26 protein-coding genes, 7 tRNA genes and 1 pseudogene are annotated in these 26,243 nt (G+C 71.4%); 11 read left to right on the forward strand and 23 right to left on the reverse strand.

Annotated elements, in window-relative coordinates; genetic code table 11:
• Positions 1 to 35 precede the first annotated feature (35 nt).
• The 10 genes from ruvB to pgsA all read right to left on the reverse strand — a co-directional run bounded on the left by ruvB (position 36) and on the right by pgsA (position 8,375).
• Positions 36 to 1,118 carry a Holliday junction branch migration DNA helicase RuvB gene (ruvB, locus tag ACIP4X_RS15045; protein ID WP_391456512.1) on the reverse strand — a complete coding sequence of 361 codons (1,083 nt, stop codon included), beginning with the start codon at positions 1,116 to 1,118 and terminating at the stop codon, positions 36 to 38.
• Positions 1,119 to 1,133: 15 nt separating this feature from the next.
• Entirely contained in the window at positions 1,134 to 1,739 is a 606-nt protein-coding gene (gene ruvA / locus ACIP4X_RS15050) for a Holliday junction branch migration protein RuvA (protein WP_358737498.1), read from the reverse strand.
• On the reverse strand, positions 1,736 to 2,284 hold the full coding sequence (gene ruvC, locus ACIP4X_RS15055; RefSeq protein ID WP_358737496.1) for a crossover junction endodeoxyribonuclease RuvC: 549 nt from the start codon (positions 2,282 to 2,284) through the stop codon (positions 1,736 to 1,738). Before ruvC ends, ruvA begins: the two co-directional genes overlap by 4 nt.
• Before the next feature lie 170 nt (positions 2,285 to 2,454).
• Positions 2,455 to 3,207: a YebC/PmpR family DNA-binding transcriptional regulator gene (locus ACIP4X_RS15060; RefSeq protein WP_358737494.1), complete on the reverse strand. Its 753-nt coding sequence runs from the start codon at positions 3,205 to 3,207 to the stop codon at positions 2,455 to 2,457.
• Positions 3,208 to 3,255: 48 nt separating this feature from the next.
• A complete protein-coding gene (gene pdxT, locus ACIP4X_RS15065) occupies positions 3,256 to 3,861 on the reverse strand; it encodes a pyridoxal 5'-phosphate synthase glutaminase subunit PdxT (protein ID WP_358737493.1) in 606 nt (201 codons plus the stop codon).
• Between the two features lie 27 nt (positions 3,862 to 3,888).
• On the reverse strand, positions 3,889 to 4,803 hold the full coding sequence (pdxS, locus tag ACIP4X_RS15070; protein WP_358737491.1) for a pyridoxal 5'-phosphate synthase lyase subunit PdxS: 915 nt from the start codon (positions 4,801 to 4,803) through the stop codon (positions 3,889 to 3,891).
• A 140-nt stretch (positions 4,804 to 4,943) separates the two neighbouring features.
• Entirely contained in the window at positions 4,944 to 5,486 is a 543-nt protein-coding gene (locus tag ACIP4X_RS15075; protein WP_358737489.1) for a hypothetical protein, read from the reverse strand.
• A gap of 74 nt (positions 5,487 to 5,560) precedes the next feature.
• The gene (locus tag ACIP4X_RS15080; protein ID WP_391456506.1) at positions 5,561 to 6,724 is read right to left on the reverse strand and encodes a glycosyltransferase; all 1,164 of its coding nucleotides are present in this window, start codon (positions 6,722 to 6,724) and stop codon (positions 5,561 to 5,563) included.
• The gene (locus ACIP4X_RS15085) at positions 6,721 to 7,650 is read right to left on the reverse strand and encodes a phosphatidylinositol mannoside acyltransferase (protein WP_358737485.1); all 930 of its coding nucleotides are present in this window, start codon (positions 7,648 to 7,650) and stop codon (positions 6,721 to 6,723) included. Before ACIP4X_RS15085 ends, ACIP4X_RS15080 begins: the two co-directional genes overlap by 4 nt.
• The gene (gene pgsA, locus ACIP4X_RS15090) at positions 7,647 to 8,375 is read right to left on the reverse strand and encodes a phosphatidylinositol phosphate synthase (protein WP_358737542.1); all 729 of its coding nucleotides are present in this window, start codon (positions 8,373 to 8,375) and stop codon (positions 7,647 to 7,649) included. Before pgsA ends, ACIP4X_RS15085 begins: the two co-directional genes overlap by 4 nt.
• Positions 8,376 to 8,603: 228 nt before the next feature.
• On the opposite strand from pgsA, the gene ACIP4X_RS15095 reads away from it, so the two are divergent.
• Both ACIP4X_RS15095 and ACIP4X_RS15100 read left to right on the forward strand, forming a co-directional pair.
• Positions 8,604 to 10,811 (forward strand): elongation factor G-like protein EF-G2, encoded by a 2,208-nt coding sequence (locus ACIP4X_RS15095; protein ID WP_358737483.1) that lies wholly within the window; start codon positions 8,604 to 8,606, stop codon positions 10,809 to 10,811.
• A 169-nt stretch (positions 10,812 to 10,980) separates the two neighbouring features.
• On the forward strand, positions 10,981 to 12,648 hold the full coding sequence (locus ACIP4X_RS15100; RefSeq protein ID WP_358737482.1) for a hypothetical protein: 1,668 nt from the start codon (positions 10,981 to 10,983) through the stop codon (positions 12,646 to 12,648).
• A gap of 20 nt (positions 12,649 to 12,668) precedes the next feature.
• On the opposite strand, the gene ACIP4X_RS15105 is transcribed toward ACIP4X_RS15100, so the two are convergent.
• From ACIP4X_RS15105 to ACIP4X_RS15120, 4 genes are all read right to left on the reverse strand, one after another.
• Positions 12,669 to 13,214: an HIT domain-containing protein gene (locus ACIP4X_RS15105; protein WP_358737480.1), complete on the reverse strand. Its 546-nt coding sequence runs from the start codon at positions 13,212 to 13,214 to the stop codon at positions 12,669 to 12,671.
• 148 nt (positions 13,215 to 13,362) lie between these two features.
• Positions 13,363 to 15,339 carry a threonine--tRNA ligase gene (gene thrS, locus ACIP4X_RS15110; RefSeq protein WP_401348655.1) on the reverse strand — a complete coding sequence of 659 codons (1,977 nt, stop codon included), beginning with the start codon at positions 15,337 to 15,339 and terminating at the stop codon, positions 13,363 to 13,365.
• A 131-nt stretch (positions 15,340 to 15,470) separates the two neighbouring features.
• Positions 15,471 to 16,706 carry a hypothetical protein gene (locus ACIP4X_RS15115; protein WP_401348658.1) on the reverse strand — a complete coding sequence of 412 codons (1,236 nt, stop codon included), beginning with the start codon at positions 16,704 to 16,706 and terminating at the stop codon, positions 15,471 to 15,473.
• Complete coding sequence (locus ACIP4X_RS15120; RefSeq protein ID WP_358737540.1) at positions 16,703 to 17,269, reverse strand: DUF4365 domain-containing protein; 567 nt, start codon at positions 17,267 to 17,269, stop codon at positions 16,703 to 16,705. Before ACIP4X_RS15120 ends, ACIP4X_RS15115 begins: the two co-directional genes overlap by 4 nt.
• 175 nt (positions 17,270 to 17,444) lie before the next feature.
• On the opposite strand from ACIP4X_RS15120, the gene ACIP4X_RS15125 reads away from it, so the two are divergent.
• Entirely contained in the window at positions 17,445 to 18,173 is a 729-nt protein-coding gene (locus tag ACIP4X_RS15125; protein WP_358737474.1) for a 3'-5' exonuclease, read from the forward strand.
• Between the two features lie 45 nt (positions 18,174 to 18,218).
• Here ACIP4X_RS15125 and ACIP4X_RS15130 read toward each other — a convergent pair.
• The 4 genes and pseudogenes from ACIP4X_RS15130 to ACIP4X_RS15145 all read right to left on the reverse strand — a co-directional run bounded on the left by ACIP4X_RS15130 (position 18,219) and on the right by ACIP4X_RS15145 (position 19,726).
• A tRNA-Val gene (locus tag ACIP4X_RS15130) sits at positions 18,219 to 18,290 on the reverse strand.
• Between the two features lie 39 nt (positions 18,291 to 18,329).
• Positions 18,330 to 18,776: an SRPBCC family protein gene (locus ACIP4X_RS15135; protein WP_358737472.1), complete on the reverse strand. Its 447-nt coding sequence runs from the start codon at positions 18,774 to 18,776 to the stop codon at positions 18,330 to 18,332.
• 329 nt (positions 18,777 to 19,105) lie between these two features.
• A tRNA-Val gene (locus tag ACIP4X_RS15140) sits at positions 19,106 to 19,177 on the reverse strand.
• A gap of 81 nt (positions 19,178 to 19,258) precedes the next feature.
• Positions 19,259 to 19,726: pseudogene (locus ACIP4X_RS15145) on the reverse strand (TIGR02611 family protein).
• A 192-nt stretch (positions 19,727 to 19,918) separates the two neighbouring features.
• On the opposite strand from ACIP4X_RS15145, the gene ACIP4X_RS15150 reads away from it, so the two are divergent.
• Positions 19,919 to 20,332 (forward strand): SsgA family sporulation/cell division regulator, encoded by a 414-nt coding sequence (locus tag ACIP4X_RS15150; protein ID WP_004002642.1) that lies wholly within the window; start codon positions 19,919 to 19,921, stop codon positions 20,330 to 20,332.
• A gap of 226 nt (positions 20,333 to 20,558) precedes the next feature.
• Positions 20,559 to 21,119 carry a CGNR zinc finger domain-containing protein gene (locus tag ACIP4X_RS15155; protein WP_358736041.1) on the forward strand — a complete coding sequence of 187 codons (561 nt, stop codon included), beginning with the start codon at positions 20,559 to 20,561 and terminating at the stop codon, positions 21,117 to 21,119.
• 49 nt (positions 21,120 to 21,168) lie between these two features.
• On the opposite strand, the gene ACIP4X_RS15160 is transcribed toward ACIP4X_RS15155, so the two are convergent.
• Positions 21,169 to 21,396, reverse strand: coding sequence for a hypothetical protein (locus ACIP4X_RS15160; RefSeq protein WP_358736175.1), 228 nt, complete (start codon positions 21,394 to 21,396; stop codon positions 21,169 to 21,171).
• A gap of 64 nt (positions 21,397 to 21,460) precedes the next feature.
• The gene (locus ACIP4X_RS15165; RefSeq protein WP_358736043.1) at positions 21,461 to 21,907 is read right to left on the reverse strand and encodes a hypothetical protein; all 447 of its coding nucleotides are present in this window, start codon (positions 21,905 to 21,907) and stop codon (positions 21,461 to 21,463) included.
• Positions 21,908 to 22,097: 190 nt separating this feature from the next.
• On the opposite strand from ACIP4X_RS15165, the gene ACIP4X_RS15170 reads away from it, so the two are divergent.
• Positions 22,098 to 22,628, forward strand: a complete 531-nt coding sequence (locus ACIP4X_RS15170; RefSeq protein WP_358736044.1) for a DsbA family protein — start codon at positions 22,098 to 22,100, stop codon at positions 22,626 to 22,628.
• Between the two features lie 48 nt (positions 22,629 to 22,676).
• On the opposite strand, the gene ACIP4X_RS15175 is transcribed toward ACIP4X_RS15170, so the two are convergent.
• From ACIP4X_RS15175 to ACIP4X_RS15185, 3 genes are all read right to left on the reverse strand, one after another.
• Positions 22,677 to 23,501, reverse strand: coding sequence for a GNAT family N-acetyltransferase (locus tag ACIP4X_RS15175; RefSeq protein ID WP_358736046.1), 825 nt, complete (start codon positions 23,499 to 23,501; stop codon positions 22,677 to 22,679).
• A gap of 94 nt (positions 23,502 to 23,595) precedes the next feature.
• Positions 23,596 to 24,417, reverse strand: a complete 822-nt coding sequence (locus ACIP4X_RS15180; protein WP_358736047.1) for an aminodeoxychorismate lyase — start codon at positions 24,415 to 24,417, stop codon at positions 23,596 to 23,598.
• Between the two features lie 89 nt (positions 24,418 to 24,506).
• The gene (locus ACIP4X_RS15185; protein ID WP_358736049.1) at positions 24,507 to 25,559 is read right to left on the reverse strand and encodes a chorismate-binding protein; all 1,053 of its coding nucleotides are present in this window, start codon (positions 25,557 to 25,559) and stop codon (positions 24,507 to 24,509) included.
• 178 nt (positions 25,560 to 25,737) lie between these two features.
• On the opposite strand from ACIP4X_RS15185, the gene ACIP4X_RS15190 reads away from it, so the two are divergent.
• The 5 genes from ACIP4X_RS15190 to ACIP4X_RS15210 all read left to right on the forward strand — a co-directional run bounded on the left by ACIP4X_RS15190 (position 25,738) and on the right by ACIP4X_RS15210 (position 26,201).
• Positions 25,738 to 25,810 (forward strand) — tRNA-Gly (locus ACIP4X_RS15190).
• Between the two features lie 38 nt (positions 25,811 to 25,848).
• Positions 25,849 to 25,922 (forward strand) — tRNA-Cys (locus tag ACIP4X_RS15195).
• A gap of 1 nt (position 25,923) precedes the next feature.
• A tRNA-Val gene (locus tag ACIP4X_RS15200) sits at positions 25,924 to 25,995 on the forward strand.
• Positions 25,996 to 26,020: 25 nt separating this feature from the next.
• Positions 26,021 to 26,092 (forward strand) — tRNA-Val (locus ACIP4X_RS15205).
• A gap of 37 nt (positions 26,093 to 26,129) precedes the next feature.
• Positions 26,130 to 26,201: transfer RNA gene (locus tag ACIP4X_RS15210), tRNA-Val, on the forward strand.
• Positions 26,202 to 26,243 lie beyond the last annotated feature (42 nt).

Here is a 26,243-nt window from a genome sequence, read left to right on the forward strand (position 1 = left end):
CACCTGGGTTCCTCCCCGGGCCAATACCGCAGGCCTCACGCCCCGAACAGGCCCTGTTGTCCGTTTCCCGCAGCTCGCGTGCCGGGCGGGGTCAGGCCGAGATGCGCCCAGGCCGCGGGCGTGGCGACCCGGCCGCGCGGGGTGCGGGCGAGCAGGCCCTCGCGGACGAGGAAGGGCTCGGCGACCTCCTCGACGGTCTCGCGCTCCTCCCCCACGGCGACCGCGAGCGTCGACACGCCGACCGGGCCGCCGCCGAACAGCTTCAGCAGGGCCTCGAGGACCGCCCGGTCGAGCCGGTCGAGGCCTCGGGCATCGACCTCGTAGACGGCGAGGGCCGCGGCGGCGATCTCGCGCGTGATGGTCCCGTCGGCCTTGACCTGCGCGTAGTCGCGGACGCGGCGCAGCAGGCGGTTGGCGATGCGGGGGGTGCCCCGGGAGCGGCCGGCGATCTCGGCGGCTCCGTCGCCCTCGATCCGGACGTCCAGGAGGTTCGCCGAGCGGTGGACGACGCGCTCCAGCTCCGCGGGCCCGTAGAACTCCATGTGGGCGGTGAAGCCGAAGCGGTCGCGCAGCGGGGGCGGCAGCAGACCGGCGCGTGTGGTGGCGCCGACGAGGGTGAAGGGGGGCAGTTCGAGCGGGATGGCGGTGGCGCCGGGTCCCTTGCCGACGATCACGTCGACCCGGAAGTCCTCCATCGCCATGTAGAGCATCTCCTCGGCGGGCCGCGACATGCGGTGGATCTCGTCGAGGAAGAGCACCTCGCCCTCCTGGAGGGAGGACAGGATGGCCGCGAGGTCGCCGGCGTGCTGGATGGCGGGGCCCGAGGTGATGCGGATGGGGGCGCCCATCTCGGCCGCGATGATCATGGACAGGGTGGTCTTGCCCAGACCGGGGGCGCCGGACAGCAGCACGTGGTCGGCGGTGGCGCCGCGCGCCCGGGCGGCGCGCAGCACGAGGTCGAGCTGTTCGCGGACCTTCTCCTGGCCGATGAACTCGCCCAGGTCCTTGGGGCGCAGCGCGGCCTCGACGGCCTGGTCCTCACCGTCGGCGGCGGAGCCCACCAGCCGCTCCGCCGCGGGGCCGGCGGCGGGCGTGTCGGTCGTGTCGTCCCAGTTCACTCACGTACTCCTGGCTCAGCGGGCTCGGTTCAGGGTCTGCAGGGCCGCCTTGAGCAACTGGCCCACCTGGGGCGTGCCCCCGGCGGCCTCGGCCCGGGGTGCCACGGCGGTCACCGCCTCGTCGGCCTCGCGGGTGGCGTATCCGAGGCCGATCAGGGCCGCGTGCAGCTGGTCGCGCCAGCCCTGGGTGACCGGGGTGCCGACGGCGGGTGCGCCGACGGGCTCGCCGAGCCGGTCCTTGAGTTCGAGGAGGAGCTTCTGGGCGCCCTTCTTGCCGATGCCGGGGACGGCGGTGAGGGCCTTCTCGTCGCAGGTGGCGACGGCGCGGCGCAGCGCGTCGGGCGTGTGCACGGCCAGCATCGCCTGGGCGAGCCGCGGTCCCACGCCGCTGGCGGTCTGGAGCAGTTCGAAGACCTGGCGCTCGTCGTCGTCCGCGAAGCCGTACAGGGTCAGCGAGTCCTCCCGTACGACGAGGGAGGTGGCGAGCCTGGCCTGCTGGCCGAGGCGGAGCGTGGACAGCGTGTTCGGGGTGCACTGCACGGCCATGCCGACGCCGCCGACCTCGATCACCGCGGCGTCGGGGGCGAGGGCTGCGACCGTGCCGCTGACGAAGGCGATCATGCCGTACGGCCTTTCGTTGTCGGGGGTTGTCCGGCGGCGTGCGCGGCGACGGCCCGCTGGAGCCGGTTCTCGGCGGGGGCGCGCCAGATGTGGCAGATGGCCAGGGCGAGGGCGTCGGCGGCGTCGGCCGGCTTGGGAGGCGCGGCGAGCCGCAGCAGCCGGGTGACCATGGCGCCGACCTGGGCCTTGTCGGCGCGGCCGCTGCCGGTGACGGCGGCCTTGACCTCGCTGGGGGTGTGCAGGGCGACCGGGATGCCGCGGCGGGCGGCGCAGAGCATCGCGACGGCGCTGGCCTGGGCGGTGCCCATCACCGTGCGCACGTTGTGCTGGCTGAACACGCGCTCCACCGCGACGAATTCGGGGCGGTGCTCGTCCAGCCAGCTTTCGATCCCCTGCTCGACGGCGACCAGACGGTGGCTCAGATCGGCGTCCGCGGGGGTGCGGACGACTCCGACGCCGAGCATGGTCAGCGGCCGGCCCGCGACCCCCTCGACGACACCGACGCCGCAGCGGGTCAGTCCGGGGTCGACTCCCAGTACGCGCACGCGTGTTCCTCCCCTCGTGACGGCCGTGGCCATGGCGGCGATCTTTGGGTGATCTTCGCCTGACGTCAGGCTATCCGCTGCCACCGACAACGAGGGCGGTGCCACCGGCGACGACGGCGGGCCGGCGGGAATGTCCCACCGGCCCGTCCAAGCCCGACTTCCGCGGCGGCCTACGCCTCGACCTTCTCCATGATCTCGTCGCTGACGTCGAAGTTGGCGAAGACGTTCTGCACGTCGTCGCTGTCCTCGAGCGCGTCGATCAGCTTGAAGATCTTCCGGGCGCCCTCCTCGTCCAGCTCCACCTGCATGGTGGGGACGAAGTTGGCCTCGGCGGAGTCGTAGTCGATGTCGGCTTCCTGCAGGGCGGTGCGGACCGCCACGAGGTCGGTGGCCTCGCTGAGCACCTCGAAGGACTCGCCGAGGTCGTTGACCTCCTCGGCACCGGCCTCCAGGACGGCCGTCAGGACGTCGTCCTCCGACAGTTCGCCCTTGGGTACGATCACGACACCCTTGCGGTGGAACAGGTACGACACCGAGCCGGGGTCGGCCATGGAGCCGCCGTTGCGGGTCATGGCGACGCGTACGTCGGAGGCGGCACGGTTGCGGTTGTCGGTGAGGCACTCGATGAGCACCGCGACACCGTTCGGCCCGTAACCCTCGTACATGATCGTCTCGTAGTCGGCGCCGCCGGCCTCGAGACCGCCGCCGCGCTTGATGGCCGAGTCGATGTTCTTGTTCGGAACCGACTGCTTCTTGGCCTTCTGCACGGCGTCGTAGAGCGTCGGGTTGCCGTCCAGGTCGACGCCGCCCATGCGAGCCGCGACCTCGATGTTCTTGATCAGCTTCGCGAAGAGCTTGCCGCGCTTGGCATCGATGACGGCCTTCTTGTGCTTCGTCGTGGCCCATTTAGAGTGGCCGGACATCTGCCTGTCTCCTTCGCGTAACCCGTCTGCGTAACGAACGCAGGAATCCTACAAGGACTCGGGTGTCCGGTTCGCGCGCACCATGTCGACGAACAGGGCGTGCACACGATGGTCGCCGGTCAGCTCCGGGTGGAACGACGTGGCCAGCGCGTTGCCCTGGCGTACCGCGACGATGTGGCCGTCGTGCTCGGCGAGCACCTCGGCACCGGCGCCGACGGACTCGACCCAGGGGGCCCGGATGAAGACGCCCTCCACCGGATCGCCCTGGACGCCCTTGACCTCGACGGAGGCCTCGAAGGACTCGTTCTGCCGGCCGAAGGCGTTGCGGCGCACGATCATGTCGATTCCGCCGACGGTCTCCTGGCCCGAACGCGGGTCGAGGATCTTGTCGGCGAGCATGATCATGCCGGCGCAGGTGCCGTAGACGGGCATGCCGTCACGCACGCGCGCGCGGAGCGGGTCCATCACGTCGAAGAGGACGGCCAGCTTGGAGATGGTGGTCGACTCGCCGCCGGGAAGGACGAGGCCGTCGACCTCGGCGAGCTCTTCGGGGCGCCGCACCGGCCTGGCCACGGCGTCCGCCGCGGCCAGGGCGATGAGGTGCTCCCGTACATCGCCCTGGAGTGCCAGGACGCCGATGACAGGAGTGTTCATGGGGTTCTTTTACCTGTGGGCCTGTGCTTACCAGCCGCGGTTGGCGTACCGCTCGGTCTCGGGGAGGGTGTCGCAGTTGATGCCGACCATGGCCTCGCCGAGGTTGCGGGAAGCGTCCGCGATGATCTTCGGGTCGTCGTAGAAGGTGGTGGCCTTCACGATGGCGGCGGCGCGCTTGGCCGGGTCGCCGGACTTGAAGATGCCGGAGCCGACGAAGACGCCCTCGGCGCCGAGCTGGCGCATCAGGGCGGCGTCGGCGGGGGTGGCCACACCGCCGGCGGAGAACAGTACGACCGGGAGCTTGCCCAGCTCGGCGACCTCCTTGACCAGCTCGTACGGGGCGCGCAGCTCCTTGGCGGCGGCGTACAGCTCGTGGTTGTCGAAGCCGCGCAGCCTGGCGATCTCGTTCTTGATCTGGCGCAGGTGGCGGACGGCCTCGACGACGTTGCCGGTGCCGGCCTCGCCCTTGGAGCGGATCATCGCCGCGCCCTCGGCGATCCGGCGCAGGGCCTCGCCGAGGTTGGTGGCGCCGCAGACGAAGGGGGTGGTGAAGGCCCACTTGTCGGAGTGGTTGACCTCGTCGGCCGGGGTGAGGACCTCGGACTCGTCGATGTAGTCGACGCCGAGCGACTGAAGGACCTGGGCCTCGACGAAGTGGCCGATGCGGGACTTGGCCATGACCGGGATGGAGACGGCCTCGATGATGCCCTCGATCATGTCCGGGTCGGACATGCGGGCCACGCCGCCGTCCTTGCGGATGTCGGCGGGGACACGCTCCAGGGCCATGACCGCGACGGCGCCCGCGTCCTCGGCGATCTTCGCCTGCTCCGGCGTGACGACGTCCATGATCACGCCGCCCTTGAGCTGCTCGGCCATGCCGCGCTTCACACGGGCGGTACCGGTCTCGGGAGTCCGGGCGGAGTCGGGAATCGTGGTGGACACGGGTGACCTCACTTGGTGAGAAGAGGGTGTGGTGCGCCACCGAGGAAACGGGATTGGACCAGTCCACGGCAAGGGCCAATGAGGACCCGGTGGATCCTTTTCGCCCCGGCACCGCCCGAAAGCGGGCCACTCGTTCCCGGTCAGGCGGTTCGCTCCGCCAGCGCCGCCGGCGGCTCGTCGTCCATCTCGAAGGCCATCGGGAACGGGGCATGTCCGGCCAGCCGGAACCACCGCACCTTGCGGTGCTCGCGCAGCCGGCGGGCGGCTCCCACCGCGTCGTTGTGGAAGCGGCGGGCCATCGGCACCCGGCGCACGGCCTCGGTCAGCTCGCCCGCCGCCTCCTCTCCCCCGGGCGCCTCGCGCACCGCCTCGACCTGCGGGGGCTCGGCGAACACGGCCCGCAGGGCCTGGCTCAACTCGCTCTCCGCGACCTCCCGTTGGTCCTCCTCGGCCTGCCGGGCCGCGTGCGCCGCCTCGTACAGCACGATGGAGGCCGCCGGGTCGAGGACACCGGAGGTGGCCAGTTCCTGCGCCACCGAGGCCCGCCGCAGCAACTGCGCGTCCAGCGCGGCCCGCGCGGCGTCGATACGGGCGTGCAGCCGGTCCAGCCGCCCCGCCGTCCAGCTCAGGTACAGCCCGACGGCCACGAGCGCGACGACAATCCAGATCAGCGTTACGGTCACGGGCGGCAAGGCTACCGGGACACCCCACCCGGGCGGCCGGGAGTTCGCGCACCGGGTGATGACCGAGGGCGGGATCAGTCGCGGGCCAGGCCCAGACGGGCCCGCAGCCCCGAGGTGCGTTCGTCGGCGGCGACGGCCGCCGCACCGGCGGTGACCGTCTCGTAGACGGAGAGGATGTCGGCACCGACGGTCGACCAGTCGAAGCGGCGCACATGGGTGCTGCCGCGTTCGCGCAGCTCCGCCCGGCGGGACGGGTCGGCCAGCAGGCGCACGGCGGCTTCGGCGAGCGCGCCGGCGTCCTCGTTGGCGAAGAGCTCACCGGCCTTGCCCTGGTCCAGGACCTGCGCGAACGCGTCCAGGTCGGAGGCGAGGACCGGGGCCCCGGCCGACATGGCCTCGACCAGGACGATGCCGAAGCTCTCCCCGCCGGTGTTGGGGGCCACGTACAGGTCGACGCTGCGCAGCAGCCGCGCCTTGTCCTCGTCGCTGACCATCCCGAGGAACTCCACGCGCGAGCGCAGTTCCCTCGGCAGTTCCTCCACCGCCTGTTCCTCGTCCCCGCGGCCCGCGACCAGCAGACGGGCCCCCGGGCGGGCGGCGAGGATCGCGGGCAGCGCCCTCATCAGCACGGGCAGGCCCTTGCGGGGCTCGTCGATGCGGCCGATGAAGCCGATCGTGTCCCCCTGCCACTCCGGCTCGGGCTCGGCGCGGGCGAAGAAGTCCACGTCGACGCCGTTGGGGATCACCACCGCGTCCCCGCCGAGGTGCTCGACGAGGGTGCGGCGGGCGTACTCGCTCACCGCGATCCGCGCGCTGATCTTCTCCAGGGCCGCCTGGAGGATGGCGTACGCGGCGATCATCGCCCGCGACCGGGGATTGGACGTGTGGAAGGTGGCCACGATCGGGCCCTGGGCCGCCCAGCAGCTCAGCAGGCCCAGCGACGGCGAGGTCGGCTCGTGGATGTGGATCACGTCGAACCGGCCCTCGTGCAGCCAGCGCCGCACCCGGGCCGCCGACAGGAAGCCGAAGTTCAGCCGGGCCACCGAGCCGTTGTACGGCACCGGGACCGCACGGCCGGCCGAGACGACGTACGGCGGCAGCGGGGTGTCGTCGTCGGCGGGCGCGAGGACGGACACCTCGTGGCCGAGGCCGATGAAGTACTCCGCCAGGTCCCGGATGTGGAACTGGACACCACCGGGCACGTCCCACGAGTAGGGGCAGACGATGCCGATCCTCACGCCGTCGCCTTCCCCGAGGCCGCGGGACCCCGCCCGGTATCCAGGTCCGCCGGCCACAAGCGCTGCAGCATGTGCCAGTCCTCCGGATGCTCGGCGATCCCCGTGGCGAAGGCATCGGCCAGCGCCTGTGTCATGACAGACGTCTTCTCGGCCCGCGTACCTGTCCCGGGCACGTCGACCGGGGGATGGACCCGGCCCCGCATGACGGGCGAGTCGTCGTACCACAGGGTGACGGGCAACAGCAGCGCGCCCGTCTGCTGGGCGAGGAGGGCAGGCCCCGCCGGCATCCGGGCCGTCTCGCCGAAGAACGTCACCTCCACCCCGGAGGAGGACAGATCACGGTCGGCGACCAGGCAGACCAGGCCGCCGTCGCGCAGCCGCCGGGCCAGCGTGCCGAACGCGGAGCCGCCGCTGTGCGGCAGGACCTCCATGCCGAGGCTCTCGCGGTAGGCGACGAACCGGTCGTAGAGCGTCTCCGGCTTCAGCCGCTCGGCGACCGTCGTGAACGGCGTGTCCAGCTCGGTGGTGACCCAGGCGCCGGCCAGGTCCCAGTTGGCCAGGTGCGGCAGGGCGAGGACGACGCCCTTGCCGGCCGCCAGGCCCTCGGTCAGATAGTGCACGTCCTTGGGGTCGAAGCCCGCCCTGATCCGCTCGGCGCTCCAGGCCGGCAGCCGGAAGGACTCCATCCAGTAGCGCAGGTACGAGCGCATGCCCGCCCGCGACAGCTCGGCGAGGCGCTCGGGGGTCGCGTCGGGCACCACGCGCGCGTAGTTCTCCTCCAGCCGCCGCACACCCTTGCCCCGCCGCTTCCAGGCGAGGTCCGCGACCGTACGGCCGAGCCGCACCGCGACCGGTTCGGGGAGCTTCTTCACGGTGCCCCAGCCGAGGCCGTACAGCCCGTCGGTGAGACGCTCCCGGACGGTCATTTCGCCGCCCCGCTGCCCTGCTCGCGCCGGCCCGCGGCGGCCTCCGCCTCGGCCGACTCCCGGCGCACCGTGACGACCCGCTGGATCAGTGTGACCAGGCTGCCCGCCGCGACGATCCACAGGGCGATCGGCAGCAGGTACTGGATGCCCGGCACCCCGAACTTGTGCAGGCCCGCGAACCCGGCCGCGACCAGCGAGATCACCAGCCGCTCGGCACGCTCCACCAGCCCGTTGACGGCCACCGGCAGACCGATCGACTCGCCCCGGGCCTTCGTGTACGACACCACCTGGCCGCTGGCCAGGCAGAAGATCGACACCGCGCACAGCACGTTGTCGTCACCGTGGCCCGCGTACCACAGCGCGAACCCGCCGAAGATCGCGCTGTCGGCGACCCGGTCGAGAGTGGAGTCCAAGAAGGCGCCCCAGCGGCTGGAGCGGCCGAGCTGGCGGGCCATGTTGCCGTCGACGAGGTCGGAGAACACGAACAGCGTGATCACGACCGTGCCCCAGAAGAACTCGCCCCGCGGGTAGAAGACCAGCGCTCCCGCGACCACTCCGGCGGTCCCGATGAGCGTGACCGTGTCCGGGCTCACGCCCCGGCGGATGAGAAACGCGGCGAACGGTGTGAGGACACGCGTGAAGAATGCACGCGCGTACTTGTTCAGCATGGCCTTCCCGAGGGTCGGTGTCGCCGGGCGGCCCCTGCTGGCCACCGGCTGGCCCATCGTAGCCACGCACGCGCCCGCGTGGCGGCCGGGCGCCCGACCTCCGTGAGCACCGGGCGCCACCGGCGCGGGGGCGGTGCCGGGCGGCGGGATCGGGTCCCTCGTATGGACGCGACGTGACGGGAGTGGAAAGCTCGAAGGACCGCGGGCGTCGCAGGAGCCGCCAGTGCACGCGGTGCCGCGTGTCCGCGCCCACAGTGAACCTCACCCTCACCGGGAGGCAGGATCATGGGCGACAAGACGCAGACCCACCCCGGAGCCGCCGGCAGGGCAGTGGCGGCCGACCATCCCGCATCCGTACGCAATGTGGTGCTGGTCGGCCACTCCGGATCGGGCAAGACGACCCTGGTGGAGGCTCTCGCGCTGACCGCGGGAGCGGTGAACCGCGCCGGCCGCGTGGAGGACGGCGGCAGCATCTCGGACTACGACGACATCGAGCACCGGCAGCAGCGCTCGGTACAGCTCTCCCTGGTGCCCGTCGAATGGGACGGCATCAAGATCAACCTGCTCGACACACCCGGCTACGCCGACTTCGTCGGCGAGCTCAGGGCCGGTCTGCGCGCCGCGGACGCGGCCCTCTTCGTCGTCTCGGCCTCCGACGGCGTGGACGGCTCCACCCGCATGGTCTGGGAGGAGTGCGCCGCCGTCGGCATGCCCCGCGCCATCGTGATCACCCACCTGGAGGCCGCCCGCGCGGACTTCGAGGAGATGACACGGGTGTGCGCGGAGGCGTTCGGCGCGGACGACCCCGACGCCGTACTGCCGCTCTACCTGCCGCTGCGCGGCTCGCAGGGACCCGACGGACACGCACCCGTCACCGGCCTGGTCGGACTGCTGACGAAGAAGCTCTTCGACTACTCCTCCGGCGAACGCAAGGAGTCCGAGCCCGACGACGACCAGCTGCCGCAACTGGAGGAGGCCCGCAACCGGCTGATCGAGGGCATCATCGCCGAGAGCGAGGACGAGACCCTCATGGACCGCTACCTCGGCGGCGAACAGGTCGACGTCAAGACGCTCATCGAGGACCTCGAACGCGCCGTCGCACGCGGGGCGTTCTTCCCCGTCCTGGCCGCCGCGCCCGCCGCCGAGGGAGCCAAGCAGGGCATCGGCACCGTGGAACTCCTGGACCTGATCACCCGCGGCTTCCCCACCCCGCTGGAACACGAGGCACCCACCGTCACCACCGTCGACGGCGGCCCGCGCGAACTGCGGCCCTGCGACCCGGACGGGCCCCTCGTCGCCGAGGTCGTCAAGACCTCCTCCGACCCCTACGTCGGCCGCGTCTCCCTGATCCGCGTCTTCTCCGGCACCCTGCGCCCCGACGAGACCGTGCATGTCTCCGGCCACGGCCTGGCCGACCGCGGGCACGAGGGCCGCGCCCTCCACGAAGCCGACGAGCGGGTCGGCGCCCTGTCCACCCCCTTCGGCAAGCAGCAGCGCCCGGTGACGCACGTCATCGCCGGCGACCTCGCGTGCGTGGCCAAACTCGGCCGCGCCGAGACCGGCGACACGCTCTCCGCCAAGGACGACCCGCTGCTCATGGAGCCCTGGCAGATGCCCGACCCGCTGCTCCCCCTGGCCATCCAGGCCCACAGCAAACCGGACGAGGACAAGCTCTCCCAGGGCCTGGCCCGGCTGGTCGCGGAGGACCCGACAATGCGCCTGGAGCAGAACCAGGACACCCACCAGGTGGTGCTCTGGTGCCTGGGCGAGGCCCACGCCGACGTCGCCCTGGAACGGCTGCGCAGCCGCTACGGCGTCCAGGTCGACGTCGTACCCCACCGGGTCTCGCTGCGGGAGACGTTCGCGGACCGCTCCGCCGGGCGCGGACGGCACGTCAAACAGTCCGGCGGACACGGCCAGTACGCCATCTGCGAGATCGAGGTGGAACCGCTGCCGGGCGGCTCGGGCATCGAGTTCGTCGACAAGGTCGTCGGCGGAGCCGTGCCCCGGCAGTTCATCCCCTCGGTGGAGAAGGGCGTACGGACCCAGGCCGCCAAAGGTGTCGCCGCCGGCCACCCGCTGATCGACGTACGGGTCACCCTGCTCGACGGCAAGGCCCACTCGGTGGACTCCTCCGACGCCGCCTTCCAGACGGCGGGCGCGCTGGCACTGCGGGAGGCCGCCGCCGACGCGCGGATCCACCTGCTGGAACCGGTGGCCGAGGTGACCGTGCTGGTCGGCGACGACTACGTGGGCCCCGTGATGAGCGACCTGTCCGGACGGCGCGGCCGGGTCCTCGGCACCGAACAGGTGGGCAGCGGCCGCACCTTGATCCGCGCCGAGGTGCCCGAGATCGAGATCGGCCGGTACGCGATCGACCTGCGCTCCCTGTCCCACGGCACGGCCCGCTTCGACCGCCGCTACGCACGGCACGAGCCCATGCCGCCCCAGGTCGCCGACCGCGTACGCCAACAGGAGCGCGAAGCTTCATAGTCGGCGCACCCGGCGCACAACCGGTGCACTGGAACGCATGGTTGCGGACAGGTGGACGGCTCCGGCCGTCCACCTGTCGGCGCGCGCCGCTCCCGATACCCTGATGACCTGATCAACAGGTGTGCGGGGCAGGCAAGGCGGGAAGGCCGCAGATGCAGAAGCGGCGGCAATGGGGGCGGAAGTGACGGACGGATTCGATTTCAGTCCCGGGGCACAGGTGCCCCTGTCCGGCACGGCCGGACAGACGGCGGCGACCAACTCGCTCGCCGCGGCCGCATACCGGGACGACGAAGTGACCAAGATCCTGGACGCGGACAACGAATGGCACCAGTCCAAGGTCAGCCTCCCGCGCCCATGGGCGAAGATCTTCCGCCCCCGGTTCGGCGAGGCCTTCTCCCGCGCGGTGATCGACCGCATGCTGGGCGCCGGACGCGCACCGCTCATCCAGTCGTTCGGCATCGAACCCCAGGTCGTCGTGGAGCACTGCCTCGCGGCCCACCGCATCCGCCGCGACCGCGACAACTGGCTGACGGCCGTGACCGTGCTGTGCGGACTGCTCTTCCTGCCCGGCCTCTTCGTCTGGCTGCTGGTGTTCACCCTGCGCGCCACCATCGGCAAGCGGGAGGACAAACGCGCCGGCGCCCTCGCCAACACCCTGCTGGTCGCCGTCGCCGCACTCGCCGTGCTCTTCCTGGTCAAGATGCCCTTCAGCGACTTCTGGGCGTGGTACGCACGCGCGGCCGTCGTCATGCCCGTGGTCGGCTGGTTCTGGGCCAAGCAGATCTGCGAACGCTCCGCGCGCGAACTGCGGGAGCGCTGGTCGGGCCTGCTGAGCGGCGGCGTCGTCGGCGCAAAGATCCCCGAAGCCGTACCGGGCAACCCCGGCGACGCGGCCGAGCAGGTCCGCAAGGAACTCGCCCGGCTCAGTGCCGAACAGCGCTCCAACTCCGTCTTCTACGCGGGCCCCAAGGGCATACTCGGCATGGGCACACGCTGGGGAAGCTGGCAACTGGCCGAGGAACTCGTCTCCGCCGAACCGGGCAAGGAGTTCCACCCCTTCCGCAGCTGGGACGTCATCACCGCGATCCAGGGCGGCCTCGCCATGCTCGAACGCACCTCCATCAACACCGGAGGCTTCCCCAAGCCGACCGTCACCCACTGGGTCGTCACCCCCATCGGGGAGAACGCCAAGGACGTCTCCCGGCCGAGCGGCACCGACGTCGAGACGTACACCGTCAAGACCCACGCCATACAGGACATCTGCAACAAGCAGCAGTTCGGCAGCGGCGACCGCCACTACCTCGGCGTGCAGTGGACCCTCTGGGACGGCCACCTCGTGATCACCATGCTGGTCACCGTGACCGTGCTCCACGACACCCTGCGCATCGAGGTCACGGGCCACGCCCTCGGACCGGTCAACCCCCTGTTCAACCAGAAGCCGGCGGCCAGGACGAAGACGGTCCAGAAGGCGCTCCGCTTCTGGGAGACCCGCACGGTGAACCTGCCCCTGATCGACGCCGACGAGGTCGTACGGCTCGCCGCCCGCGCCCCCCTGTCCTGGTACCCGCCCCTGCTGAAGTGGCTCGGCGGCAGCCTCACCCTGCCCGAACCGTTCGGCCTGCGGCACGCCTGGGCCGACCAGCCCTGGCGGCACCGCTTCATGGCCGACGACGCGCTGCGCGCCGCCACCCCGGTCCTGCGGGTGGTGCACGCCGCCGCGCTCAAGGTCCTCAAGGAGAACGGCGTGGACGTCGAGAAGTTCGGCTCCCGCTCCTCGGCCCTCAGCGGCGCCGTCCAGGACGCGTCACCGCGGAAGGCCGACTCGTACGACGCGTGAGGCGCGGCCCGCCGAGCTGGCTACGCCGGCCAGGCCTCCGCGAGCATCTTGCGGGTGTCCGCGAGGAGCTGCGGCAGCACCTTCGTGTGGCCGATCACGGGCAGAAAATTGGTGTCGCCGCCCCAGCGGGGGACGACGTGCTGGTGCAAGTGGGCGGCGATACCGGCGCCCGCGACCGAGCCCTGGTTCATGCCCAGATTGAAACCATGGGCCCCGGAGGCGCTGCGCAACGCCGTCATGGCCTGCTTGGTGAGCTCCGCGAGTTCCACGGTCTCCGCTTCCGTCAGGTCGGTGTAGTCGGCGACATGGCGGTAGGGCACGACCATCAGGTGACCGCCGTTGTACGGGTAGAGGTTGAGCACCGCGTACACCAGCTCGCCGCGCCGGACGATCAGACCGTCCTCGTCGGACTTGGCCGGGATCGAGCAGAAGGGGCAGCCGTCGCCGGCACCGGGGCCGCTCGGCTTGTTCTCACCCTGGATGTAGGCCATCCGGTGCGGCGTCCACAGACGCTGGAACGCGTCGGGCGTTCCCACTCCCAGCTGCTGTTCCGGCTCACTCGTCATGCGTGCAGCATATGGCGACGCTCTGGGGGAACGGAAAGGCCCCCGGGATCTCCCCGGGGGCCGACCCCCGCGCAGGCGGGGAGCAACAGCACCGTCGTGTGTCCGATGACCGGTATGAACGGACCATCCCCGCGTCGGCGGGGAGCAACTACACCTGCACGCGACGCTCCACCACATCAACGAGCTTCGCCAGCGCCTCGTCACGCGGGATGCCGTTCTCCTGCGAACCGTCGCGGTAGCGGAACGACACCGTGCCCGCGTACATGTCGTCGTCGCCGACGATGATCATGAACGGCACCTTCTGCTTCTGTGCCGTCCGGATCTTCTTCTGCATGCGGTCCGACGAGGAGTCCACCTCGACCCGCAGGCCCTTCTTCTTCGCGTCCGCGGCGAACTCCTGGAGGTACTCCACGTGCGCGTCGCCCACCGGGATGCCGACCGCCTGCACGGGCGCCAGCCACGCCGGGAACGCGCCCGCGTAGTGCTCGAGGAGCACCGCGAAGAACCGCTCGATGCTGCCGAACAGCGCGCGGTGGATCATGACCGGGCGCTGCTTGGAGCCGTCCGCGGCCGTGTACTCCAGGTCGAAGCGCTCGGGCAGGTTGAAGTCGAGCTGGACCGTCGACATCTGCCAGGTGCGGCCGATCGCGTCCTTGACCTGGACGGAGATCTTCGGGCCGTAGAACGCCGCGCCGCCCGGGTCCGGGACGAGCTGGAGGCCCTGCTTCTCGCCGACCTGGCGCAGGGTCTCGGTGGCCTCCTCCCAGACCTCGTCGCTTCCGACGTACTTCTCCGGGTCCTTGGTGGAGAGCTCCAGGTAGAAGTCGGTCAGACCGTAGTCGCGCAGCAGGTTCAGCACGAAGGTGAGCGTCTTGTCGAGCTCGTCGGCCATCTGCTCGCGGGTGCAGTAGATGTGCGCGTCGTCCTGGGTGAAGCCGCGGGCACGGGTCAGACCGTGCACGACGCCCGACTTCTCGTACCGGTACACGGTCCCGAACTCGAAGAGCCGCAGCGGCAGTTCACGGTACGACCGGCCGCGCGCGTCGAAGATCAGGTTGTGCATCGGGCAGTTCATGGGCTTGAGGTAGTAGTCCACGCCCTCGTCGAGCTGCATGGGCGGGTACATGCCGTCGGCGTACCAGTCCAGGTGGCCCGAGGTCTCGAAGAGCTTCCCCTTGGTCGCGTGCGGGGTGTAGACGAACTCGTAGCCCTCCTCCTCGTGACGGCGGCGCGAGTAGTCCTCCATCACGCGGCGGATGATGCCGCCCTTGGGGTGGAAGACGGCGAGGCCGGAGCCGATCTGCTCGGGGATGGAGAACAGGTCCAGCTCGCTGCCCAGCTTGCGGTGGTCGCGCTTCTCGGCCTCGGCGAGGAATTCGAGGTACGCCTTCAGCTCGTCCTTGGACGGCCAGGCGGTGCCGTAGATGCGCTGGAGCTGCTTGTTCTTCTCGTTGCCGCGCCAGTACGCCGAGGCGTTGCGCATCAGCTTGAACGCCGGGATCAGCCGGGTGGAGGGCAGGTGGGGACCGCGGCAGAGGTCCTTCCAGCACAGCTCGCCGGTCTTGGCGTCCAGGTTGTCGTAGATCGTCAGCTCACCGGCGCCGACCTCGACGTCCGCGCCGTCGTCGTGCGACGCGGAGCCCTTGAGGCCGATCAGCTCCAGCTTGTACGGCTCGTCGGCCAGCTCCTCGCGGGCGGCCTCGTCGGTGACGACACGGCGGGAGAACTTCTGGCCCCGCTTCTGGATCTCCTGCATCTTCTTCTCGATGGCCTTGAGGTCATCGGGGTGGAAGGGCTTCTCGACGTCGAAGTCGTAGTAGAAGCCGTCCCGCACGGGCGGGCCGATGCCCAGCTTGGCCTCGGGGAAGAGCTCCTGCACGGCCTGCGCCATGACGTGCGCGGTGGAGTGGCGCAGGATGTTGAGGCCGTCCTCGGAGGAGATCTCGACGCCCTCGACGGTCTCGCCGTCCTTGATCTCGTGGGCGAGGTCCTTGAGTTCCCCGCCGACGCGGACGGCCACGATCGAGCGCTCGCCGGCGAAGAGGTCGGCGGCCGTGGTGCCCGTCGTCACCGTGCGCTCTTCCCGCTCGGAATCGCGTTGGATGATCACACGGACGTCTGACACCGGTCTCTCCTGACTGCAGGTGGGGTGCGGCGCCATACCTGGAGCGCGCGCATGACTGGGATCGTACCGACCCCGGGCCTTCTACCGCGAAACGATTACGCACGGTCCACGATCGGTCGCTGTCGTGCGCGTCAGTCGCGGTCGTCCCCGCCGCACACCTCCTCGAAGCAGTCCGTGTCCTTGGCGTTCTCCTGCACCGACTTCAGCAGCCGGTCCCGCTCCTCGTCGTCGACCTCCACCGGCACGACGCCGGAGGCGCCCGAGAGCCGGCGGAAGCCGCCGCGGCTCTCCAGCCGGCCGAGAACCCGCACGGGCAGTCCGACGAGGTGGGCGTGTCCGGCGACGCGGTAGTCCTCCTCGTCCAGGGTCACGCGCACGTAGGGCACTTCGGCGCCCGTGAGCACCCGGAGCCGTACGGTGCCCTCGCCGCGCGGGTGCGCTCTGCGCATCCGCACCACGGTGCCGGTGATCCGGGCGGGCACCGACGGTTCGGCGCGCAGATAGCGGGCGCCGGCCTCGCGCAGTACGGGCAGGTCGCCCGGCGAGAACTCGACGGCCTCGGCGGCGGCCGCGCAGTCCTCGGGTACGCCCGCCGCGGGCGCCCACTCGACGGCGACCTGCGCGCCCTCGGTGCCGCGGACGAGGGCGATGACGGCCTCCGTGAGTTCACGGCTGGCGCCCGCGCGGACGGCACCGTCGAAGGCGTCCATGGCGCCGGTGGCCCGTCGGTAGTCGACGGCCTCACGGACGGCGTACAGGGCCTGGTGGAGGCGGACGGCGAGAGGCCGGCCGGGGTCGACGGGCACGAAGGCGGTCAGGCCGCGTCCGTGGGCGGCGGAGCCGACGAGGACGTGGTCCAGGGACGCGGCGGCCGAGCGCCGGTGGCGGGCGCCGTGGTAGCCGGCACGCGCGCGGGTGGCGAGCGCGGCGGCGAGCAGCATCTGGCGGGCGGCGCCGCGCAGCCGTTCCTCGACGGTCCAGCCGGCGGCGTCGGCCGGGCCCTCGGGCACGTCCCGCCACCAGCGGATCTCGTCGCTGGGCAGGGTGAGGGCGACCAGGACCTCGCGTGCCGAGGGCGTGCCGCTGCGGGCGAGGGCGTCAAGGGCCTCGCCGAGCAGGTCGTCGCTGTCGGGGAAGGCGCGGCTCTCGGGCACCAGCAGGCTGGTGCCGGTGCCGCCGGGCCCGGGCGGGGTCCAGCGGCCGTAGCGGCCGGCGGCGCCGCCGCGCCGCTGCCAGCCGTGCCGGTGGAGCAGGGTCCCGAGGACGGCGGGGTCGACGTCGGAGGGGGCGGGGAGACGGCCGCGGTGGGCGTCGACGGGGTGCGGCCGTACCGGTCGCAGGGGTTCGTCGAGGGGGCGGTGCGTCATGGTCTGCCTCCCGTACCGACCCGCGTCATGATCTCGCACAGGGCCCGGTCGTCGAAGATGCGCGCGGTCGGGATCCGCACGGTGGTGCGGTACCGGCCGGTGAGGGGGTGGCCGGCGAGGTTGACCCAGTAGCAGCAGTGCCTGAGGTCGAGCCGGTCGTGGCCGGCACGCAGCCACTGGTCCTGCGACCGGGGCACGATCATCACTACGAGGATCTTGTGCACCGTGACCGGGGTGCGGGCGAGCTTGGCCAGGTGGGCGTTGTCGAGCGTGAAGGAGAAGAACCGGCCCGGGGGGTTGGGCGGTAGCTGGTAGGTGCACTTCAACTGCACCTTGATGGTCACCTCGTCGTCGACGGTGTGTCCGGGGGCGCTGTGACTGACGTGCCAGTCGATGCCGTTGTCGGGAAAGGGCTGGGACAGCGAGCAGCCGGCCGCCGCGGCGACCGCGTGCAGATAGCCCACCTGGAGTGTCTCCATGCAGGCGGTGGTGGCGAGTGTGCCCCGTGGGGCGCTCACGCGCTCGGGCAGCAGCCCGCCCCGCTCGGGCTGTGCCATCACCATGGCGACCAACAGCCTTCCGTGCTTGGTGTATCCCCGCTGCGGGCCCGTGAACTGCAAAGACCCGCACTCCTGTTGTCTCCTTCCGGCGTACGGCGCAAACAGCCCGGGTATCACCAAACCGGCAGCGGACGGACGACGCGTCAGCTGTCCTCGTGGACCGAGGAGTTGTGGGCCTATGACGTGCTGGTACGAGGGGCCTCTGGCCGCCTTCGACACGGAGACGACGGGCGTCGACGTCGAGACCGACCGCATCGTGTCGGCCGCCCTCGTCGTCCAGGACGCCCCGGGCTTCCGGCCACGGGTGCACCGCTGGCTGGTGAACCCGGGCGTGCCGGTGCCGGAGGCGGCGACGGCGGTGCACGGGCTGACCGATGAGCATCTCCAGCTCAACGGGCGCTGGCCGGCGCCGGTGATGTACGAGATGGCCGAGGAACTGGCGGAGCAGGCCGCGCTGGGCCGGCCGCTGGTGGTGATGAACGCGCCGTTCGATCTGACGCTGCTGGACCGGGAGTTGCGCCGCCATCGGGCCTCGTCGCTGGAGCGCTGGTTCGAGGCATCGCCGCTGCGGGTGCTGGATCCGCGGGTGCTGGACAAGCATCTCGACCGCTACCGCAAGGGCAGGCGCACGCTCACCGACCTGTGCGCGCACTACGAGGTGGCCCTGCAGGACGCGCACGACGCGGCGGCGGACGCCCTGGCCGCGCTGGAGGTGGTCCGTGCGCTGGGCCGCCGCTTCGCGGCCCGCCTGGAGCGGCTGACCCCGGCGGAACTGCACACGCTGCAGACGGGTTGGCACGCGGCGCAGGCCCGTGGCCTGCAGGCGTGGTTCGCGCGCAGTGGGACGGAGGAGACGGTGGACCCGTCGTGGCCGCTGCGTCCGGAACTGCCGGCGGCGGCCGCCTGAGGATGAGAAAAGGCCGGTCCGCCTGTGCGGACCGGCCTCACCCGGTGGGCGATACTGGGTTCGAACCAGTGACCTCTTCGGTGTGAACGAAGCGCTCTCCCACTGAGCTAATCGCCCGGGAACGCACTGAACCATACAGGCCCGCGGGGCGTTCGTTCAAACCGCTTCCAGGCGGGCGGCCAGTGAGCGCCGGCCGGTCCGCATCATCAGGCGGTGGTTGGCGCGGAAGACGGGCCGGCCGGGCACGGCGAACCGTCTGAGCAGCGGTTTGCGCACGTCGACGACCTGGTCGTAGGTGGCGAGGGTGCCGGTTCCGTGGGCGGTGAGCGTCCAGCGTGCCCAGCCGTCGATGTCCCCGGTGAGCTCGGCCTCCAGGACTCCGTCGGCGGGGTCCCGGCGCACCTCGCGTGCGGTGAAGGTCAGGTCATAGGGCAGGAGGGAGCGGATCCGGACGACGGCGGCCGTCGGACCGGTGCGGGTCACCTCGCGCACCTGCCGCCACCATCCCGGGTAGTCCTCGACCCGTTCCAGCGCCCGGTAGACGGCGTCGGGCGGCGCGGGCAGGGTCCACCGGGTGCGGAAGCGGTAGTGGGTCCAGTCCATGGGACGAGTCTGACGTGAACGGCGGCCGGTCCGTCACCTCTCCTTCCGTACCCGTGAAGAAAGGTGACGGTGTTTTGGAAATAGGTCCGTGGATTTCCGCCGAAGACCGCTTCCGGAACTTCTCCCGGAATGGGGGACGGTCCTGGAAGTCGGCCTTCTCCTTGATCCTCGAATACGCCGTCGCGAAGAACGGGATGGGCCGGTCCACTTCTACGGCGCGTGCGCCGGCACCGCGCTTACAGGTAACGGATCGTCACCACGCCCTCCCCCGCCCCGCGCATACGACGGCGGCCCGTCTGCTTGATCGCATACGGGCCGCCGGTTCCGGGTGGGCGATACTGGGTTCGAACCAGTGACCTCTTCGGTGTGAACGAAGCGCTCTCCCACTGAGCTAATCGCCCGGGCACAGGGAGAACATTACCGCATGTCAGGGGTGCCCGGGACCATGGTCCGGCGAGCGCCCCGGACCGCGTGTGCCGCGTTCAGCGGCCGACGGCCGTCCAGGGCGGCACCGGGCCGAACCTCCACAGGTACACCGCGGCCGGCGCGGCGACGATCACCAGGCCGATCACGGTCAGCGCGATGTTGCGGCGGCGCACCCCGGGGTCGAGCGCCTGCTGGGGGCCGCCTCGGTGACCTTGCGCTTGGTCCAGCGCAGCACGAGCTGGGCCCAGACGAACTCGGTGGCCCAGATCGCCATGCCGCCGAAGATCACCAGCCAGCCGGGTCCGGGCAGCGGGAGCATGATGATCCCGGCGATCACGACCAGGAGTCCGGCGACGAAGATCCCGGCCTGCCGGCTCAGGTGCGGCACGCGGTGTGACCGGACGAACTGCGGGAGCCCGCGAGCCCAGCCCCCGCCGGTCACGCTCCGCCTCCCCCTCCGCCTCGGCCTTCGCCCGTTGCGGCGCCTCGGCGGGGCGCTCCGGTTCGTCACTCCGCGTATTCATACGTTGCCACCGTACCGGACGAGAATCCGGTCACCGCAATGGGCGTACCGTACGAACACACCCTCGGCCGGAAGAGTTACGTAAAGCCAAGCAAAACACTCAGAGGGGTTTACAACGGCACCGTAGGTGGCATGTCGATTTCGCCGACGTGCGAATCCCCGAGCGCACACTGAGCGAAAGGCCCTGGCGCTTATGAACACCACGGTCAGCTGCGAGCTGCACCTGCGCCTCGTTGTATCGAGCGAGTCCTCACTGCCTGTCCCCGCAGGCCTGCGGTACGACACGGCCGACCCCTACGCCGTGCACGCCACCTTCCACACCGGAGCCGAGGAGACCGTCGAGTGGGTGTTCGCCCGCGACCTCCTCGCCGAGGGTCTTCATCGACCGACGGGCACCGGAGACGTCCGTGTCTGGCCGTCCCGCAGTCACGGCCAGGGCGTCGTGTGCATCGCCCTGAGCTCTCCTGAGGGCGAGGCCCTGCTCGAGGCCCCGGCGCGGGCCCTGGAGTCCTTCCTGAAGCGAACGGACGCGGCCGTGCCCCCCGGCACGGAACACCGGCACTTCGATCTGGATCAGGAGCTTTCGCACATCCTCGCGGAGAGTTAGGCCCGTCGAGGCCCTTCAAGCTGCCCGTTGCCGTCCACTCGGGGAGACGGCTCGGGCCAGGACAACCGCATACGCGAGCACACCGGTACCGGTCTCCCGCGGGGGCTGGTGCCGGTGTGCGCGCGTGGGCGCGGCGGCGCCGTGCGCTGCTCGGGGGCGCGTGGAGCCACTACCATCGGCCTGCATCGGCGGGCGTGTGCCCGATCCCCAGGCCAGGGAGCGAAACGTGCTGATCACCCACGACACCCGGTGCGCGCTGGACACCGTGGTGGATCTGGTGAACACCGCGCCGGAGGACGAAGCGGCGCCGGACGGGCTGGCGGACGTCGCGGCGCTCGGGGAATTCGTCCGCAACCACAAAATGAGCGACGTGGGTGTGCTGTCGGAGTTCGATCTCTCCGCGGTACGCAGGATCCGTGGCCGGTTCGCGGGGATCTTCGCGGCCCCCGACTGCCGGACGGCGGCGGGCATGATCAACGAGCTGGTGGCCGCCGCGGGCACCACGCCCCGGCTGACGGACCACGACGGGTACGACTGGCACGTGCACTACTTCGCGCCCGGCGCCTCCGTGGCCGACCACCTGGCCGCCGACTGCGGGATGGCGCTGGCGTTCTTCGTGGTGGCCGGGGAGCGGGAGCGGCTGCGGCGCTGCGAGGCTCCCGACTGCCGGCGTGCCTTCGTCGATCTGTCCCGCAACCGCTCGCGGCGGTACTGCGACAGCCGCACGTGCGGCAACCGTCTGCATGTGGCCGCCTACCGGGCGCGCCGCAAGGAGGCGGCCGGCTGATGGTTGTCGTGGTCCCCGGCGGGTGGCGCCGGGGACCCACGCGTACGGCTCACAGCAACAGCAGGTCGTGCAACGAAGCCATGAGCAGCAGACACCCGATCACCGCAAGGAAGATCATCAGCGGCGGCTGGGAAAGGGCGAAGAGACATCCGCGCGGCTCGTCCTGAGGGGGCGCGGACTCGCTCTGTGTCGTGTCCACCATCTCGGGGCCGATGATGACGCAGCCGCCGAGCGGTACGCGATCAACACACCAGGATTGTGCGGGAGTCAGCCGCATTCCGCGATCTTCGGTCCGCTTCGGCGCGGACCGTGATCACTTGCGGGCGCACCCATGATCACCGTCAGATGCCGTGCTTCTTGAGGATCGCCTCGATGTCGCTGAAGTCGTCGTCGCTCCCGGACGCCTTCGCGGCGGGCCTGCCGGACGGGCGGGCGGACTGGCCCGGTCCCAGGGAGGGCGCCGACGCCGCCGGGGCCACCGCGCCCCGTTCCGCGGCCCGTGCCGTCTCCTTGCGCTCCTTGCGCGTGCCGCCGCGGCGGCGCTCCACCGCCCGGGTCGACGCGAAGAGCAGCCAGGCGGCGCCGAGCAGGCCGAAGCCCGCCCAGGCGGTCGGGCTGAAGGCGGTGTCGGCGAGCCAGCCGACGACGCCGGTCATCGCCAGGGCGACCGGGATCAGGGAGTAGGCGGCGATACGGGCCGCGGCGAGGATGCGCCGCCGGTAGGCCGTCACCGCGGCGATGCCCAGGCCGGCCGCGGAAACGGCGGAACATACGGTCTCGGCGATCATCCGGTCCTCCAGGCAGGCTCACCGGTCGGGGTGGTTCGTCCCTTCCATCCTGCACCGCCCACCGGTGGGGAGGCCATGTTCCGAGCGGACTTCAGGGAGATCTCCGGGTCGCCTCCTCCGCAGGTCCCGGTGGGCCTACCACGTGTGATCCCGGTTGGGCGGCCCGCGGCGGGCCTGGAAGACTGTCCGCATGAGCGACTCCTCCTCCGCGCACGCCCCTGTCCCGGTTCTCGACGTCTGGTGCGAGCTGCAGTGCCCCGACTGCCGTACCGCGCTCGACGACCTGCGTGCCCTGCGCGCCCGGTACGGGGACCGGCTGGAGGTGCGGCTGCGGCACTTCCCGCTGGAGAAGCACCAGCACTCCTTCGCCGCCGCTCAGGCCGCGGAGGAGGCCGCCGAGCAGGGGCAGGGGTGGCCGTACGTGGAGGCGGTGCTCGGCCGGGTCGAGCGGCTGGCCCGCGAGGGCGAGCCCGTCCTGATCGAGGTGGCCCGTGAACTGGGCCTGGACGCCGAGGAGTTCGACACCGCGCTGATCGACGGCCGGCACATCCTGATCGTCGACGCCGACCAGGCCGAGGGCAAGGCGATCGGGGTGACCGGCACGCCGACGTACGTGGTCGGGGGCGAGCTCCTGGACGGCGGCAAGAGCCAGGAGGGGCTGCGCGAGCGCGTCGAGGAGATCGTGGACCGGCTGCTGGCCGAGGCCGGGCAGGGGAGCTGACCGGCCCGTCCGTCCCCCGCCGCTCTCACCGGGCGCCGAAGCCGTGTCTCAGAGCAGTTCCTTGAAGACGGCGCGCACCACGGGCCGGTAGCCGAGGGACTCGTACAGCCGCTCGGCCGGGGTGTTGCCCGCGAAGACGTTGAGGCCCAGGACGTGCCGGCCGGCGGCCAGTGCCTGGGCCTCGGCCAACAGCATCAGGGAGCGTCCGTGGCCCCGGCCGCGGAAGCGCGCGTCGGCCTCGACGTCGTAGACGAAGGCCCGCTCCTCGGTGACCGCCACCCACAGGGTGCCGACCGGGGTGCCCTCGTGTTCCAGGACGCTGAGCAGCATGCCCGGGGTGTCGGGGCCCTGGGGCAGCAGCCGGGCGTGGTCGTCCTCCGACTTGGCCCATGCCTCGTCGGCGGGCACTCCGCGGTCGGTCCAGCTGCGCGCGTAGGCGGCCTTGCCCTGTTCGAGCCAGGTCGGGTACTCGGCCGGGGTCATGGGCCTGCCCCGGCTGCCGGCGGGCAGTCCGGGGGCGTCGGCGCCGAGCTGCTTCTCCATGCCGCGGTTGCGTTCGACGTAGCCGAGCGCCGCGGCCAGCCGGACCGCGGCCTCGGCGTCGGCGGGCACGGAGGCCTCGATCCGCTTGCAGCCCCAGCCGCGCGCCACCTCCTCGGCGGCGAGCGCGGCCACCGTGCCGCGGCCCCGGTGGCGGTCCGGTTCGTCGATGTGCAGGCCGAGGACCCTGGCGACGGAGGGCCCGAAGACGGGGTGCGTGGCGAGGTGTATCGCGCCGACCGGGCGGCTGTTCACGCACACCTGGTAGCGGCGTGAACGGGTGCCGTCGGCGTTCTGCTGCAGCGGCTCGGTCGGCCGCAGGGTCGTGGTCATCAGGAGAGTTCTACCCGCTGCCGCGCGGTGCGGCAGCCGATTGTGTCCCGGCTTTCCGGTCCGGGCGTTCCGTTGCCCGGGGGCCTGCCGGGGATCAGGGGTCCAGGCGGTGGGCCGCGCGTTCGTCGAAGATCCGCATGGCCTTGGCGGTCACCGGGCCCGGGGCGCCGGGCAGTTCGCGGTCGTCTACGCGGTGGACGGCCTGGATGTCGCGCAGGGTGGAGGTGAGGAAGACCTCCTCGGCCCGGCTCAGGACGTCCAGCGGCAGGTCGGTCTCCTTCGCGCCCGTCCACTCGATGGTGAGGGCGCGTGTGATGCCGGCGAGGCAGCCGGAGGCGAGCGGCGGGGTGTGGATCTCCCCGTCGAGGACGACGAAGACGTTGGAGCCGGTGCCCTCGCAGAGCCGTTCCACGGTGTTGGCGAACAGGGCCTCGGTGGCGCCGTGTTCGCGGGCGCGGGCGAGCGCGACGACGTTCTCGGCGTACGAGGTGGTCTTCAGGCCGGTGAGCGCGCCGCGCTCGTTGCGGGTCCAGGGCACCGTGACGGCGGCGGTTGAGTCGGGGCGACGGGTGGTCTCGCCGAGGGCGACCAGCAGGGTCGGACCGTGGTCGCCGCGGTCGGAGCCGAGGGGGCCCTGACCACCGGTGCAGGTGATGCGCAGCCGGCCCAGCGGCATCGGATTGGCCTCCAGCACGGCGGCGCAGGCACGGCGCACCTCGTCGTGGTCGGGGTCGGGCAGGCCGAGGCCGCGGGCGGACCGGGTGAGCCGGTCCAGGTGGCGGGTGAGCGCGAACGGCCTTCCGCCGACCGCCTTCACCGTCTCGAAGATGCCGTCGCCCACGGTCAGTCCGTGGTCGAACGCGGAGACACGGGCGGACTCCATGTCCCGCAGCGCGCCGTCTAGCCAAACCTTCACTGGTTCCTACCTCACAAGTCCCTGCCGGGTGCGTCGCTTCGGCCGGGGGTCAGGGGGTCGTCCCCCGGACAGGCACGGCACCGCCGCAGTCACTCTCCACTTTCCTCGTACGCTTCCTCGTACGCGCCCGACGCTACCGCGAGCAGCCGGGCCGCCTTCAGCTCGGTCTCCCGCCACTCGCCCTCGGGGTCCGAGTCCCAGGTGATCCCGGCGCCGGCGCCGAAACGCAGGACGGGCGCGCCGGCGGCGCGGTCGATCCAGAAGGTGCGTATGCCGACGGCCAGCTCGCCCGTCCCGCGGTCGGCGTCGACCCAGCCGATGCCGCCGCAGTAGGGGCCGCGTGGGGCGGCCTCCAGGGCGTCGATGATCCGCAGGGCGCTCGACTTGGGGGCTCCGGTGATCGAGCCGGCCGGGAAGGCGGCGTCGAGCAGTTCGGGCCAGCCCGCGCCGTCGCACAGTTCGCCGCGGACCGTGGAGACCAGGTGGACCAGTCCGGGGTGCTTCTCGACGACGCACAGGTCGGGGACGGTGACGCTGCCGGTGGCGCACACGCGCCCGATGTCGTTGCGGACCAGGTCCACGATCATCACGTTCTCGGCGTAGTCCTTGGCCAGGAGTTCCGCCTCGGTGCGGGCGGTGCCCTTGATCGGGCCGGACTCGACCGTCCGGCCGTCGCGGCGCAGGAAAAGCTCGGGGGACGCGGTGGCGATCTCCACCCCGTGCCCGGGCAGGCGAATCGTTCCGGCATACGGGGCGGGGTTGCCGCGGGCCAGTACGGCGGTCAGGGCGTCCACGTCGGCGCCGGGGGCGACCGGCGCGCCGAGGACGCGGCAGAGGTTCACCTGGTAGACCTCGCCGGCCGCGATGTGCTCGCGGATACGGCGCACGCCCGCCGTGTATGCGGCGCGGTCGAGGGAAGAGGTCCAGTCGCCGGCCGCCGGGCCGCGCCACCGGCCCGGGACGGGGGCGGGTACGGCCTCCTCCCGTACGTCACGGAAGCGGGCGCAGGTCAGCCGGCCCTCGTAGTCCGCGGCGACGGCCCAGAAACCGCTGGAGTCCAGGGCTGCGGGATCGCTGGTGACATCGGTCAGGCCGGTGGCGACACGGTCGCCGAAACGGGCAAGAGGTGGCAGGTCGAGCACGCCGTCGAGTCTATGGCGGGTGCCGCTCGGGGCCGTCCGGGCGTGTCGTTCCGGTCTCCCGGCCGGGTCGCCGGGCGGACGCGGCGCAGCACGCTGCGCAAACGCGTTTTTGTGCTGGCCCGGGAATCCGCTAGAGTTCAACACGTCGCCGGGCCGCGCAAGCGGAACGAAACGACAGGCGGACGTAGCTCAGTTGGTAGAGCGCAACCTTGCCAAGGTTGAGGTCGCGAGTTCGAGCCTCGTCGTCCGCTCGCAGGAAGAGGGGATCTCCCGGGTCCCCCGTACTCCTGGTGGAGTGGCCGAGAGGCGAGGCAACGGCCTGCAAAGCCGTCTACACGGGTTCAAATCCCGTCTCCACCTCCAAGGACGATTAGCTCAGCGGGAGAGCGCTTCCCTGACACGGAAGAGGTCACTGGTTCAATCCCAGTATCGTCCACTGGATCTGCCGAAGATCCTTACCCGCGCGATTAGCTCAGCGGGAGAGCGCTTCCCTGACACGGAAGAGGTCACTGGTTCAATCCCAGTATCGCGCACAGGGCCCGTGGTCCCCATCCACGATCCTGGTCCCGAGGACGATTAGCTCAGCGGGAGAGCGCTTCCCTGACACGGAAGAGGTCACTGGTTCAATCCCAGTATCGTCCACACACCGGAAGCCCCCGGCCGTCGCGTACGGCCGGGGGCTTC

It is taken from the genome of Streptomyces sp. NPDC088817, assembly GCF_044750345.1.
Taxonomy (GTDB): domain Bacteria; phylum Actinomycetota; class Actinomycetes; order Streptomycetales; family Streptomycetaceae; genus Streptomyces.